Below are 14,011 nucleotides of genomic sequence, written 5' to 3'. Positions count from 1 at the left end.
GCTATTTAAGCCACAGGCTTAAATAATTTTATCTTCAACTAACAAGCTTTAAGCAGTTTAAATAGTTGTTTATAAATAAAAAGGTATCCCATAAATAAATCCGATACATACAGCGGTCAAAATAATAGTTTTACCATATTCACCTTTACTCGCTTCAATTTCAATAAGTATACGTTTGGGGTCTTCTGTTTCGGTTTCGACGACTATGGTACCTGCGATGTAATCTCCCAACCGGCGTGGTGTTTCAAGTAACATAAATGTGAGCTCGATAGGTAAAAGTACCATTGTGATATTTCTGACAATGCACCGGATAGGTGTTGCGGCTTCGCCAGTTCTGAAATTTTGCACTTGATATCCTAATATCCGCTTTGGTACACTCTTACCATTATAAAAGTCTTTATTAAGCAATATAGAGAAGCTGACAGCGGCCATAATTATGGGCGCAGATTTTATTTCATGATGAGCTAATGGATCCCCTAAAATGATATTGAGAAGCGCTACAAAGCCGACAAATGGGAAAAGGACTGTTAAAAGGGTATAGCCCCAATAAAAATACTCTGATATACCGCAACGAAAACGATTGGGTAATATCTGTACTGTTGGGCGAAACATGCTTAACGTGAGTTTGTTAAATAAAACAAAAGATATGATCCTGGTCATTTATACTTAAAATATGTCGCTATCGTATTCTTCCTGATCACTGCCCAAGCGGCACCAACCTCACCTCTGCCATCATACATCTCGCGCTTCCCCCGCCATTACGCTCAATGGTAGGTATATCTGCATAAACCAATCGCGAGAACTGCTGCAGGGTATGCACCTGTTGCGGTGATAACGATCGGTAAGCACTGCCCGACATTACCAGCAGGCTTTCACCCTCGGCATTAAAAACCTCCAGCATATTACCGGCAAACTGGTTCATCTGCTCAAAGCTGATATCGAAGATGTTCTTCTGCGTGCTGTAGAATGAAGCTACCACCGTCTCGCGCTCCTTTGGGTCGGTAATACTATCGAGGCAGATCACCACAAAGCGTTCGGCCATGCACATCAGTACGTTAGTATGGTAAATGGCCTGTCCGTGTTGATCAAAAGCGTGAAACAGCACCGGGCTGTAGCCGGTTTGCCTGCAAAAATCGTCAAGCACATCCTTATCGGTGCGCGGCGAAAGGCAGGCATAGGCCAGTTGATTTTCGCGATCTAAAACCATGCTGCCGGTACCTTCTAAAAACTTGTGCTGCTGTTCGTAGCGGCTCAGGTCTATCACATGGCGCACTGCAAACTGGTCTTCCAGTTGGGTAATGATATCTTCACGGCGCTCCAGCCGACGGTTCTCGGCCTGCATGGGGTACAGCAAAATATCACCTGTACTATGGAACGACACCCAGTTGTTAGGGAAGATGGAATCGGGCGTATGCGGCTCGGCAGTATCATCAATAACAATCACGTTAACGCCATTCGCGCGCAGGATGCTCACAAAGTTATCAAACTCCTGCAAGGCTTTATCCTGCACCTGCTGCTGTTCAGCATCGGCTTTTTGGAACGCGTTGCTGCCTGCCGTTTGCGGGTTAAAGCCAAAGCTAACCGGGCGTATCATCAATAGGGTGGTAGGGTAGTTCATGTTTTTAGGTATGATAACAAAGCTACAAGATTGACGGATACTACGAAAACTGTTTGGTCAAACTTTATCACAAACCATTCGTTAAAACAACATACGGGTATCCGAAAAATTACCTAACATTGCCCGTTCTAAAAAAATTACCATGGCTTGCAATATCAATATACCTTTTACACAGCCCGCCGCCGACCTGATCAACAGCCTGCGCACTAAAGTGCAAACGCAGGGCGGCACTTTCAGCGGCGATGAAACTTCGGGTACCATCAGCGTACCATTACTGGGCAGCAAGATAGTGGGTACTTATACCATCAATGGGCAGCAGGTTGATATTGTTATTACTGATAAACCTTTTTTAGTAAGTTGTAACCAGATACAGGGATATTTGACGGGAAGTTTGTAGAAATCGGCTTGTTGTATAAACAGACTTGTTTTCGTAAATTTACTTACTAAATAAAAGATCATGCTAACTTTAGTAAGACCTCAATACATAACCAACGAAAACGGCGAGCGGATATCTGTTGTTTTACCTGTGGATGAATACGAACGTATGATACAGGAATTGGAGGATATGGATGATGTTAAACTTTATGATAAAGTTAAGAACGCGAATGAGTCCTCGATGCCGTTCGATGCTTATTTGAAGCAACGTGCTGCAAAATAATGCCAATCCATCAGATCACCATTTCAAAAACGGCTCAAAAGCAATTGAATAAATTGACGGATAATGTTGCCGTTAAGCTGATAGAAGCTATAGAAGGATTGGCTACCGATCCACGGCCCAATAATTGCAAGAAGTTGAAAGGTCGTGAAGCTTACCGCATCAGGGTAAACGACTATCGCATTATTTACGAGATCTTTGATAAGATACTATTAATAGATGTTGTTGCCCTTGGTCATAGGAGGGATATTTATAATTAATAGGTTAATTATAAGGTATACAAACGCAGAAGGGCGCTCAATTTGAGCGCCCTTCTGCGTTTTATTAAAAAGATACTTACGCTTTCTTATCCACATGTATAGTATGCGTAATGTTCGATCGTTGCTGCAATTCCTTTTGCAGACGCTCATTACCATTCACCTCTTTGTGCAGGTGCGGCGCGATAACCAGCGATACGATCGACATCAGTTTGATCAGGATATTCATAGATGGGCCTGAAGTATCTTTGAAGGGATCGCCTACGGTATCACCGGTAACCGATGCTTTGTGCGGCTCTGATTTTTTGTAGTAGATCTCGCCGTTAATCTCCACGCCTTTTTCAAACGATTTTTTAGCATTATCCCATGCACCACCGGCATTACTTTGGAAGATACCCATCAGTACGCCCGATACGGTAACACCAGCTAATAAGCCGCCCAATACTTCGGGGCCGAAAGCGAAACCGATAATGATCGGGGTGATCAGCGCGATCATGCCCGGGGCAACCATCTCGCGGATCGATGCCTGGGTTGATATCTCCACGCATTTCTCGTACTCAGGTTTTGCCTTGTACTCCATAATGCCCGGGATCTCGCGGAACTGGCGGCGAACTTCGTGTACCATCGACATGGCCGCACGGCCTACGGCCGAGATACACAGGGCCGAGAAGATGAATGGGATCATACCGCCTATGAATAGGCCGGCCAATACGTCGGCTTTATAAATATCGATATGGTCGATACCTGCAACACCTACGAAAGCGGCGAACAGAGCCAGCGAGGTTAAAGCAGCCGAAGCGATAGCGAAACCTTTACCGGTAGCAGCGGTAGTGTTACCTACAGCATCCAGGTTATCGGTACGGTGGCGCACTTCTTCGGGTAGCTGGCTCATTTCGGCTATACCACCGGCGTTATCGGCAATTGGGCCGAACGCGTCGATAGCTAATTGCATAGCGGTGGTCGACATCATACCCGCAGCGGCGATAGATACACCATATAATCCTGCAAAATGGTACGAACCATATATACCGGCTGCCAGTACTAAGATCGGCATCACGGTCGATTCCATCCCGATAGCCAAACCGCCAATAATATTGGTAGCGTGGCCTGTTGATGATTGGTTAATGATGCTCAATACCGGGCGTTTGCCCATAGCGGTATAATATTCGGTAATAATAGACATTAAGGTACCTACCACTAAACCTACCACAATGGAAAGGAATACCCCTGTTTTATCGAATTGTGAAACGCCAAGCTTTACAACATGCGCACTGTCCTCGTCACGCAGCATATGCATGCTTCCGGATGGTAACATCCAGTTCACTACAAAAAATGTAGCAATGGTTGTAAAAATAATAGATGCCCAGTTGCCAATATTTAAAGCTCTTTGCACATTATCAGTCTCGTTTTTAATACGAACAAATGCTGCACCAACAATCGAGAATATTAACCCTAAACCGGCAATCACCATTGGTAATAAAACCGGACCAATGCCTCCAAAATTGTCATGTAAAGAATTACCATCAGCACCCACTAATTCGCGGCCCAGCACCATGGTAGCCAGCATAGTAGCCACGTACGATCCGAACAGATCGGCGCCCATACCGGCAACGTCACCTACGTTATCGCCTACGTTATCGGCAATGGTAGCGGGGTTGCGCACGTCGTCCTCAGGGATACCAGCTTCAACTTTACCTACAAGGTCGGCGCCAACGTCGGCAGCTTTGGTGTAGATACCGCCACCCACACGGGCAAACAGGGCGATAGATTCGGCACCCAGCGAGAAACCGGCCAGTACTTCCAGCGCTTTCTCCATTGCGGGGCCGTTAACGCTGCTACCGGTAACATTCACTACGTACATGGTGTAAAATACGATGAACAGCGAGCCAAGGCCGATGATAGCCAGACCAGCCACGCCCAAACCCATTACAGTACCACCAGTAAATGATACTTTCAACGCCTGCGATAAACTGGTTTTTGCGGCCTGCGTAGTGCGAACGTTAGCTTTGGTAGCGATACGCATGCCCACAAAACCCGCGAAAGCAGAAAGGAAAGCGCCCACGATAAACGATATCGCTATCAGCGGGCTCGAATTTTCTACCGTAGTGCCTGAATAAGCCAGCAATAACGCGGCTATAATTACAAAGTAACTAAGGATCTTCCACTCGGCGCGTAAAAATGCCATCGCGCCATCGGCAATGTACCCGGCCAGTTCGCTCATGTTCTTGTCGCCGGCGTCCTGCTTGCTCACCCACAGCGATTTACTGATCATAAACAGGATACCGATGAGGCCAAATACGGGAATAAGATAAATTAAGTAAGTGTTCAAAAAATCCATAGTTCTCTATTAGGTTTATTATTTTGTTTTTACGTTAAAAAACGAAAGGACGTAAAAATAGTGCTTAATGCCTAATTACCAAACTTATTTTGTTAATAATGAAAGACTATATGGAATATATGAAAGAATATATTGAATATACAGGAAACACCCTCTTTACGGGGTTTTAGAAGCTGATTGGGAATAATCTCAGACCGTAAAAAGTGGTGTTAATAAATGCCTTTTACCCCGTATGTAACGGAATTAATAAATAACGGAAATAAAATATCTGATCTTTTTTAATAGTTTAGGGCTTTAAACCTTTCATTAAACCTTTTATTGCAGATGCAGGAAAACTCGGATAAACCAAAACTGAAACACGCGCTGGGCCTATTGGATGGTACCATGCTGGTAGCCGGATCTATGATAGGCTCGGGTATTTTTATTGTTAGTGCCGATATTGTGCGCAACGTAGGCTCGTCGGGCTGGCTGATACTGGTATGGCTCATCACCGGTTTTATGACTTTGACCGCCGCCGTAAGTTATGGCGAGTTAAGCGGCATGTTCCCCAAAGCCGGCGGTCAGTATATTTATCTGAAGGAATCATATAACAAACTCATTGCCTTTTTATATGGCTGGAGTTTCTTCGCTGTAATACAAACCGGCACTATTGCTGCCGTTGGCGTGGCTTTCTCTAAGTTTTTGGCTTACCTTTATCCGCCTGTAAGCGAAGATCATATCCTGTACCAGTTTACCTGGGGTGCAAAAGCCGATGGCACGCCGCATGTATTCGCGCTGAACGCCGCCCAACTGGTATCGATATTGCTGATAGTTCTGCTCACTTTTATCAATACCCGTGGTGTAAAAAGCGGCAAGATCATCCAAACTACCTTTACACTTACCAAACTGTTGAGTTTATTCGGACTGATCGTATTTGGTTTTATTATGCGCAACCCCGAGGTTTGGCACGCCAACTGGACCAATGCCTGGAGTTTGCACAACTTGGCTAAAGATGGCACTATCACCACCTTAACAACTGGTGCCGCGCTGGGCGCTATAGCTGCCTCGATGGTAGGCTCTATCTTCAGCAGCGATGCCTGGAACAGCGTAACCTTTATAGCCGGCGAGATGAAGAACCCGAAACGCAATATCGGCCTGAGTTTATTTTTGGGTACACTGATCGTTACGGTGATCTATGTATCGGCCAATATCATGTATACCGGCGTATTGCCCCTGCACGATATCGTTAACGCCGAAAAGGACCGTGTGGCGGTATCGGCATCGACGGTGATATTCGGAAACATCGGTACCATGGTGATCGCCGTAATGATCATGATATCTACCTTCGGCTGTAACAACGGATTGATCCTGGCAGGGGCACGTGTATACTATACCATGGCTAAGGATGGTTTGTTCTTTAAAAAAGCCGGTACATTGAACAATGCCGCAGTGCCTTCATTCGGTTTGTGGATACAGTGCGCGGTAGCCGCTGTGCTTTGCCTGAGCGGCACCTATGGCGATCTGCTGGATATGATATCGCTGGTGGTGGTGATCTTCTACGTGCTGACCATTATCGGGATCTTCATCCTGCGTAAAGAGCGCCCCAATGCCGAGCGCCCATATAAAGCTTTCGGTTACCCGTTCCTGCCGGCTATTTATGTGCTGATGGGGATTTCTTTCTGTATTTTATTACTGATCTACAAACCACAATACTCGTGGGGTGGTTTATATATAGTTTTAGCGGGTATCCCAATTTATTACCTGGCTAAGCGTTATATCAAAAATGAGGAAATTAGTACTGATAATTAATATACTGTTCGTAGCCGGCATAGCCAGCGCGCAGGACCTGCCGCTTAAACTACGTACAGCTTTTAACCGCCTGCAACAGGATAGTCAGTGCCGCTACGCGTCGGTATCATTAACTGTGATGGATGCTAAGACGGGCGATGTAGTGTTCGCTGCTAACCCCGATATGGGCCTGGCTACGGCATCTACCCTGAAAACGGTAACATCTGCTACTGCTTTTTATTTGCTGGGGAAAGATTTTCAATACCAAACCCAGGTAGGCTACAGCGGTAGCATTGCTGCCGATGGTACCCTGAACGGCGATATCATCATTAAAGGCAGCGGCGACCCTACCCTGGGCAGCTGGCGCTGGGAAAACACCAAAGAACGTGTAGTACTTGCTGCAATAGTATCGTCTATACAAAAAGCGGGAATTAAAAAAATCGCCGGCCGTATCATTGGCGACGAATCGGTTTTTGGTACGCAAAGTATTCCCGAAGGATGGATCTGGCAAGATGTGGGCAATTACTATGGCACGGGTACATCGGGCTTAGTTTGGCGAGAGAATCAGTTTGATATCAAACTAAAGACAGGTTCTGTTGGTAGCCTTATAGGTATAGGCAACACTGTACCCGCCATGCCTTATTACCAGTTTAAAAGCGAATTACTGAACGCCCCGGCTGGTACCGGCGATAAGGCCTACGCCTTTTTACCCCTTGGTAATCAAATATTTTACCTGCGCGGTACTTACGCTGCCGATCAGTCTAAAAAAAGTATCTCGGCAGCTTTGCCCGATCCCGCTTTTGATGCAGCCTTTCGCCTGGCTGATACTTTAAGGCGTTTAGGGTTTATTACCGGTGGGCCAGCCTCGGCAGCATCATTAGTAGCCACAGGTCAACTAATGCCTGCTATGCGAACCACATTAACAAGCATCGCATCGCCACAGTTAAGTAAGATCATCTATTGGCTCAACCAAAAAAGCATCAATCTGTATGCCGAACAACTATTGAAAACATTGGCCTGGAAGGCAGGTCAACCGGTATCGACCATGAACGGCGTAAAAGTATTGCAGGACTTTTGGAAAGCCCGCGGTATTGACCCCGACGCGCTGAACATTGTTGACGGCAGCGGCCTATCGCCCGGCGACAGAGTGACCACCAAAACCCTGGCCCAGGTATTGAAAACAGTAAAGCCAGAAGCCTGGTTCCCTGATTATTACGAAAGCTTGCCCACCTACAATGGCATGAAAATGAAGAGCGGGACCATTAACAATGGCCTTTCATATGCCGGCTATCAAACAAAAAATGGCCGCGAGTATTGCTTTGCAATCATCGTGAACAACTATGGCGGATCGACCAGCGCCATGCGGCAGAAACTGTTCAGGACATTGGATGAATTGAAGTGATCTATTGACGGTAGAGACACGATACTTCGTGTCTCTTTATATTTGATATATTTGGTTATAATACACGAAGTATCGTGTCTCTACAGTTAGTTAAATATGAAAAAACTTCATACTTTGTTGCTTTTAGGGGCTGTTGCCTTAACAGCCTGCCAAAACAAACCAACATCCCCCGGCGAAAACGTAAAAGCTATCACTATTAAATACACCGAATTGGGCCGCAAAACCCTGTTCAAGATCACCTGCGATAATTTTGAGACCAACTTCCCAAAGCCGCTGGTGATGAATGTAATGAGCAAGCCTGCTATGGATAGTTTAATGGCTGTATTAAGCGACATGAAGCGCATGGATGACGAAGAACCCGATGTGCGTGCCAAAATATTTATCACTAACAAGGATAATAAAACCGATACGGTTTGCGTGGGGATTACCACGCTAAAATATCAGCACAGTACTTACGAAACGCCGCAAAAGTTGCTGATGATGATACAGCAGTGAAACAATTACTGATCCTCATAAACTCGGGCACTCATATCCATAACGCTCATTTGCGGATCGAGTTTATTGTAGATAACTTTATATACACCGCCCGGCACCTTAGGTTCAATGCCTAAACGCAGTGATACATCTGTATTAATATAACGACGGCCAGCCACCTCAAAGGTATATTCAATAAGCGGTGCCGATTTAGTCTGTTTAATAAACCTGGTAGTTATTCCGTTAGTAACCATCGCGTTTTTTTTAAAGATTTGGTCCTGCATGATTTCCCTAACCGAATTATATATTATCGCTCCGCCTAAGGCTATACAAAACGTAATTGCAATGGCAAATCGCTTTTTTTGCTTCGAATTAACGGGAGGCCAATCATACTGGGCTTTTCTATAGAACCACGGTCCAAAAATGATGATCATTACAGCTGCAACAATCGGCCATTCCATACCGGTTTCCCTGTCAATAAAAACTGGAGCGATGTCGTACATTCTGCATTAAATTATTCCATACAAAGCCTCACCTTTAACACCCAATGCATCAACCCGTTTCTCCACCTGCGGGTCTTTAATTAACTCCGGCGCGTGATGTGGTTTAATGCGCGCATCTATAATGAGCGGGCCCTGGCAGCCCCAGTGCTTATGTTCGACAAAGCTGTTAATACCATGGATATCGTGCGATGGGTTGCTGCGGGTAAAGGTTACCCAAACCAGGTTGTTGATGTTTTCCGCGGTAAACACAGCATCATCGCATAAAACCATCAGTGGTACGCCAATCATAGTGATATTCTTCAGCGCGTTATTCAGGATCTCGATCTGTTGCTCCGTTTCCTGCTCGCTGATATATTTAGGGGCCTGTACCGCCAATACGCCCGGCATAGCCATTTTGTAGCCTGAAAAAACATTAGGCAACTCAAAACCCGGCGGCATCTCCTGCCATAACTTACGCTTCACTTCACCTGCTACTGCCACCGCCACCTTACTCCCCGAATTCAGCCCGCTACCGCTGTAATCAAGCGTATCGATAGTGGTACGGGTATGGAAATGCAGATCGCGGGTAAGGTCTACGCGCTGAAGAATATGCCTCAGAAAGCCTTCGATATCGTTCACATTAAGTGCCGGGTTATCTTCCTGCGCGGCGATGAACAGGTATTTGGCCAGGCTCAACTGGTTCTTGCCAAAAATGTGGTTGGCAATGGTGAGTATCTCCTGTGGCTTGCGTTCGTTTAAATAAGGGGTATAGCGTTCGCTGCCAATGGCAAATAGCAAAGGGTGTACCCCAGCGGCATCAACCGCGTTTACGGCATGCAGGCCGGGTATCTCCTGCGGTAAAGCCGAACCGGTGATCTCGTGTATCAGCGCACCAAAGCTGGTATCTTCCTGCGGTGGGCGGCCAACCACGGTGAACGACCATATCGCGTTCTTTTTATGATATACATTATGCACCTTCATCAATGGGAAGGGATGTGTTAAACTGTAATAACCAAGGTGATCACCAAAAGGCCCCTCGGGTTTATTTTCGTGCGGCATTACCGTCCCGGTGATCACAAAATCGGCATCGGCAGAAATACAGAAGCCCTCCGCATCGTAAAAGTAGCGGAAGCGACGATTACCCAGCGCTCCGGCAAAGGTCAGTTCAGATAAACCCTCGGGCAGCGGCATTACGGCAGCTACCGGGTGCGATGGCGGCCCGCCTACAAAAATGCTCACCTTTAGCGGCTGCCCTTTGACGTTTGCTTTGGTTTGATGCACACCTATGCCCCGGTGCAGTTGGTAATGCAAACCAACTTCCTGATTTAAAATATAATCGTTACCAGCCAATTGAATGCGGTACATGCCCAAATTAGCGTTCATTACGCCGGGCTTATCAGCATCTTCGGTATACACCTGCGGCATAGTGACGAACGGGCCGCCATCCATCGGCCAGTTGACGATCTGTGGCAACTCGCTGATCTGTGTTTTACCGTAGCTGATGGACGCGCCCTTGCCAACCTTCATGGGCAGGGCCGACAAGGCGGTCAACGCCGTATCCATATACCTGAACGGATGCTTGATGGCTTGCATCGGATCGGTTTTGATATCCACCAGAGTTTTTACCTTGTCCAGCGTATCGCGAAAGATAAACTTCGACCTGTCCAGCGTACCGAACAGGTTGGACACCGCCGGGAACTTACTGCCCTTTACATTCTCGAACAGGATAGCAGGCCCCTCGTGCTCAAACACGCGCAGGTGTATGGCAGCCATCTCTAAATAAGGGTCAACCTGTTGTTTAATGCGGACGAGGTGCCCGTTCTTCTCAAGGTCGGTAATGCAGGATTGTAAGCTGGAGTAACCCATTTGGTAAAACGTATCTGCCAAAATTAGTTAAAAAAACACAGCAAGTTTCGGGTTTTATGGGCTTTACCCACGCTATACTTTTGTTTTATAAATTTACAAAGCACATGGAAACGCAACAAACCATTAACTACCAGCGCATAGCCGAGGCTATCACTTATCTGAAGGATAATTTTAAGACCCAGCCCAATTTAGATGAGGTGGCCGAAAAAGTACACATCAGCCCCTTTCATTTTCAACGGATGTTTAGTGATTGGGCGGGTATCAGTCCCAAAAAGTTTTTGCAATACCTCAGCATCGATCACGCCAAAAACATGCTGAAGCAGAACCAGGCCACCTTGGCCGATACTGCATTCGAGACCGGTCTATCCGGCACCGGCCGCCTGCACGATCTGTTTATGAACATCGAGGGCATGACCCCGGCCGAGTATAAGAACGGCGGCCAATCGCTGTACATTAACTACAGCTTCGCCGAAACACCGTTCGGGCAGATATTGATCGCATCGACCCCGAAAGGCATTTGCTATATGGCCTTCGCCGATGAGCAGGACGAAGCCTTTGAACTATTATCTGAGCAATTCCCCAACGCGGGTTACAGCCAGGTGGTGGACACTATCCAGCAAAATGCCCTCTATATTTTTACGCAGGACTGGAGCAAACTGAACCAGGTTAAGCTGCACCTGAAGGGCACTGCATTCCAGTTAAAGGTTTGGGAAGCCTTGTTAAGGATACCAATGGGCGGATTAACCGACTATGGCAGCATCGCCCAAAGCATCCATTCGCCAAACGCATCAAGGGCAGTGGGCAGCGCGGTGGGCAGCAACCCCGTAGCCTTCCTGATCCCCTGTCATCGAGTGATCCGCTCGACCGGTGATTTTGGGCAGTACCATTGGGGAACTACCCGTAAAACGGCGATGATAGGCTGGGAGGCGGCACGGGTAGGTTATTGAGTCATTACGCTATGCTGTCATTACATCACTACCCCGTCATAGCGAGCGTAGCGTGGCTATCCCCATAACCAGGTCTGCTTTGTATGTCGGGGATAGCTACGTCGCTAAGCTTCTCGCTATGACGTGGCTAAAAGCATCGCAATTATCAACAAATGTGTGGTAAAATACGACTCCCACCCTTTAAGGGGGATTGTATAAATCGATGCCGTTTTGCTACCTTTAGATCAAACTAAAAATCCTAACGATATGACTTTTGACAACGCCATCAGCTGGTTTGAAATACCGGCTACCGACATTGACCGCGCCCAGAAATTTTACGAAGCTATTTTTGAAACCAACCTGATCCCGATGGACATGGAGCAAATGAAGATGCGCATGTTCCCCGTCACGGATATGATGACCCAGGTAGGCGGCTGCATTTGCGACAGCGGCGGCTTCCACACCCCGTCTGAAGATAAAGGCCCGCTGATTTATTTAAATGCCAACCCCGATGTACAAAACGTACTGGATAGGGTAGAAGCCGCCGGCGGCAAGATCATGGTACCTAAAACCGAAATATCGCCTGAGTATGGTTACATGGGTGTTTTCATCGATAGCGAGGGTAACCGTATTGGTTTGCACTCGATACCGCAGATGTAATTTAAGAAAAATAACGCTCGGTCAAGCGTCCACGCTTGACTGTAGTTCCTATAGAAGCGTCTACGCTCCCTTTTTTAAATTAAGCGTAGACGCTTAATTAGGAGTTGCGTCAAGCGTGGACGCTTGACGCGGCGGGTTTCAATAAACGAACAAGGCCAGCTAAAAAACTGGCCTTGTTCGTTTATAAATATGTCTTGATTCCTGATTCTAAAAATCCTGAATCTAACAACTATACCGCGTCACTCAGCGAGCTGAAGGTAAAGTCGCGCACCTTCATTGGCGGGATCATATAGCTGCGGTAACTTTCAACACTGATGGCGCGCTCGGGCTTGCCCAGGGCTTCCACATTGTTCAGCATAATTACCGGGCTTTCGTTAAAACGGAAGTTCTTTACCGGGAATTTGATCTTGCCGTTCTCGATATAGAACGTACCATCGCGGGTAAGGCCCGTTAATAGCAGCGACTGCTGATCCACCATGCGGATATACCACAGGCGCGATACCAGGATGCCGCGTTCGGTACTGGCTATCATTTCTTCAATGCTGCTGTTGCCGCCTTCCATAATGATATTGCTTGGGCCGGGTAGCGGTTTTACGCCCTTTTGCTGCGCCCAGTAGCGCGAATAGCTTAGGTTTTTTAATACACCTTTTTCTATCCAGTAGGTTTTCTCTAATGGCAAACCATCCCCTGTCCAGGTGCCACCGGGTAGGTCGGCGTTGAAAGGGTCTGAATAAATGGTTACCTTCTCGTCCATCAACTGATCACCCAGGCGGGTGCCGCTACCGCCTTTTTTACTTAAAAAGCTGCGGCCTTCTTCGGCGCTGCGGGCATCAAAACGGAACATGTTCTCCAGCATATAAGCACCGGCAGTTGGTTCCAGTATCACGGTGTATTTACCCGGTTCGATAGCTTTGGCCTCTTTAGATGCATTGGCCTTCATGGTAGCTATTTTGGTAGCGCCATAGGTATCCAGTTTCTTAATATCGGTAAAACCACGTGCGGCATAGCCAGATATGGTGCCTGCATCGTTACGGGTGGTAACAGAAAAGGTTACATCTGACGATTTGTTATAAGCAAACAGGCCCTTACTGTTCATCACTGCGCTAAAGCCCGATGAATTTTCAAGGAAACCGGCCTGTACCAGTCCCGCCTCTTTAGTGGCCTTCATGCTTTTGGCTATCAGGTCGGCGCGGGTATCCGGCGTCATGGCGGCGGTATCGGCGTTCCAGGTGATGGATTCCTTAAAGGTAGCCGGGCCTAACAGCGGCATATGCTCGGGGTTCTCAGGGGCAAGTTGTGCCAGTTCTTCAGAACGGCGTACCACTTTTTCCAGTGATGCGTCATCGAACTCATTTATACTGGCCGAACCAGTTTTTTTGCCAAATGTTGAACTTACGAATAAACCTGTAGTGCTGGTTTCAGCAGCGGTTGATACCGCGTTTTGCGCTGTACGAATGTTGCCGCCCATGCGGCCGTTCAAGCCTACTTCACACTCGTCGGCTTTTGAATAACTAAGCACTTTCTTTAATAAAGCCTGTGCTTCTTCTTTTGTATATAGTGCCATAT

14 protein-coding genes are annotated in these 14,011 nt (G+C 46.9%); 8 read left to right on the top strand and 6 right to left on the bottom strand.

Annotated features, from left to right (window positions below):
- Positions 1 to 69: 69 nt before the first annotated feature.
- Both HQ865_RS14150 and ctlX read right to left on the bottom strand, forming a co-directional pair.
- Positions 70 to 660 (bottom strand): RDD family protein, encoded by a 591-nt coding sequence (locus HQ865_RS14150; RefSeq protein ID WP_173415511.1) that lies wholly within the window; start codon positions 658 to 660, stop codon positions 70 to 72.
- Between the two features lie 37 nt (positions 661 to 697).
- Positions 698 to 1,618 (bottom strand): citrulline utilization hydrolase CtlX, encoded by a 921-nt coding sequence (ctlX, locus tag HQ865_RS14145; RefSeq protein WP_202020390.1) that lies wholly within the window; start codon positions 1,616 to 1,618, stop codon positions 698 to 700.
- Positions 1,619 to 1,760: 142 nt separating this feature from the next.
- On the opposite strand from ctlX, the gene HQ865_RS14140 reads away from it, so the two are divergent.
- Genes HQ865_RS14140 through HQ865_RS14130 form a run of 3 tightly spaced genes read left to right on the top strand, consistent with a single transcriptional unit; the run spans position 1,761 to position 2,533 of the window.
- Positions 1,761 to 2,015 (top strand): hypothetical protein, encoded by a 255-nt coding sequence (locus HQ865_RS14140; protein WP_173415510.1) that lies wholly within the window; start codon positions 1,761 to 1,763, stop codon positions 2,013 to 2,015.
- 60 nt (positions 2,016 to 2,075) lie between these two features.
- Positions 2,076 to 2,276, top strand: coding sequence for a hypothetical protein (locus HQ865_RS14135; RefSeq protein ID WP_173415509.1), 201 nt, complete (start codon positions 2,076 to 2,078; stop codon positions 2,274 to 2,276).
- Positions 2,276 to 2,533 carry a type II toxin-antitoxin system RelE family toxin gene (locus HQ865_RS14130; RefSeq protein ID WP_173415508.1) on the top strand — a complete coding sequence of 86 codons (258 nt, stop codon included), beginning with the start codon at positions 2,276 to 2,278 and terminating at the stop codon, positions 2,531 to 2,533. The genes HQ865_RS14135 and HQ865_RS14130 overlap by 1 nt, the downstream gene beginning before the upstream one ends.
- A 76-nt stretch (positions 2,534 to 2,609) precedes the next feature.
- On the opposite strand, the gene HQ865_RS14125 is transcribed toward HQ865_RS14130, so the two are convergent.
- The gene (locus HQ865_RS14125) at positions 2,610 to 4,868 is read right to left on the bottom strand and encodes a sodium-translocating pyrophosphatase (protein WP_173415507.1); all 2,259 of its coding nucleotides are present in this window, start codon (positions 4,866 to 4,868) and stop codon (positions 2,610 to 2,612) included.
- A gap of 324 nt (positions 4,869 to 5,192) precedes the next feature.
- Between HQ865_RS14125 and HQ865_RS14120 the strand changes: the two genes are divergently transcribed.
- The 3 genes from HQ865_RS14120 (at position 5,193) to HQ865_RS14110 (ending at position 8,532) form a co-directional block, all read left to right on the top strand.
- Entirely contained in the window at positions 5,193 to 6,656 is a 1,464-nt protein-coding gene (locus HQ865_RS14120; RefSeq protein ID WP_173415506.1) for an APC family permease, read from the top strand.
- Positions 6,631 to 8,037 carry a D-alanyl-D-alanine carboxypeptidase/D-alanyl-D-alanine endopeptidase gene (gene dacB / locus HQ865_RS14115; RefSeq protein WP_173415505.1) on the top strand — a complete coding sequence of 469 codons (1,407 nt, stop codon included), beginning with the start codon at positions 6,631 to 6,633 and terminating at the stop codon, positions 8,035 to 8,037. Before HQ865_RS14120 ends, dacB begins: the two co-directional genes overlap by 26 nt.
- Positions 8,038 to 8,133: 96 nt before the next feature.
- Positions 8,134 to 8,532: a hypothetical protein gene (locus HQ865_RS14110; protein ID WP_173415504.1), complete on the top strand. Its 399-nt coding sequence runs from the start codon at positions 8,134 to 8,136 to the stop codon at positions 8,530 to 8,532.
- A 5-nt stretch (positions 8,533 to 8,537) separates the two neighbouring features.
- On the opposite strand, the gene HQ865_RS14105 is transcribed toward HQ865_RS14110, so the two are convergent.
- Positions 8,538 to 9,014, bottom strand: a complete 477-nt coding sequence (locus tag HQ865_RS14105) for a hypothetical protein (RefSeq protein WP_173415503.1) — start codon at positions 9,012 to 9,014, stop codon at positions 8,538 to 8,540.
- Positions 9,015 to 9,020: 6 nt separating this feature from the next.
- Complete coding sequence (locus HQ865_RS14100) at positions 9,021 to 10,859, bottom strand: UbiD family decarboxylase (RefSeq protein WP_173415502.1); 1,839 nt, start codon at positions 10,857 to 10,859, stop codon at positions 9,021 to 9,023.
- Between the two features lie 104 nt (positions 10,860 to 10,963).
- Here HQ865_RS14100 and HQ865_RS14095 point away from each other — a divergent pair, with 104 nt between their 5' ends.
- Both HQ865_RS14095 and HQ865_RS14090 read left to right on the top strand, forming a co-directional pair.
- Positions 10,964 to 11,806 carry a bifunctional helix-turn-helix domain-containing protein/methylated-DNA--[protein]-cysteine S-methyltransferase gene (locus HQ865_RS14095; RefSeq protein WP_173415501.1) on the top strand — a complete coding sequence of 281 codons (843 nt, stop codon included), beginning with the start codon at positions 10,964 to 10,966 and terminating at the stop codon, positions 11,804 to 11,806.
- A 246-nt stretch (positions 11,807 to 12,052) separates the two neighbouring features.
- Positions 12,053 to 12,445, top strand: a complete 393-nt coding sequence (locus HQ865_RS14090) for a VOC family protein (RefSeq protein ID WP_173415500.1) — start codon at positions 12,053 to 12,055, stop codon at positions 12,443 to 12,445.
- A gap of 229 nt (positions 12,446 to 12,674) precedes the next feature.
- Here the strand turns inward: HQ865_RS14090 and HQ865_RS14085 are convergent, their stop codons facing one another.
- Positions 12,675 to 14,009, bottom strand: coding sequence for a TldD/PmbA family protein (locus HQ865_RS14085; RefSeq protein WP_173415499.1), 1,335 nt, complete (start codon positions 14,007 to 14,009; stop codon positions 12,675 to 12,677).
- Positions 14,010 to 14,011: the final 2 nt, after the last annotated feature.

This window comes from Mucilaginibacter mali, from assembly GCF_013283875.1.
Classification (GTDB): domain Bacteria; phylum Bacteroidota; class Bacteroidia; order Sphingobacteriales; family Sphingobacteriaceae; genus Mucilaginibacter; species Mucilaginibacter mali.
The sequence above is the reverse complement of the archived record's forward strand: the minus strand, read 5'-3'. Positions and strand labels throughout refer to the sequence as shown.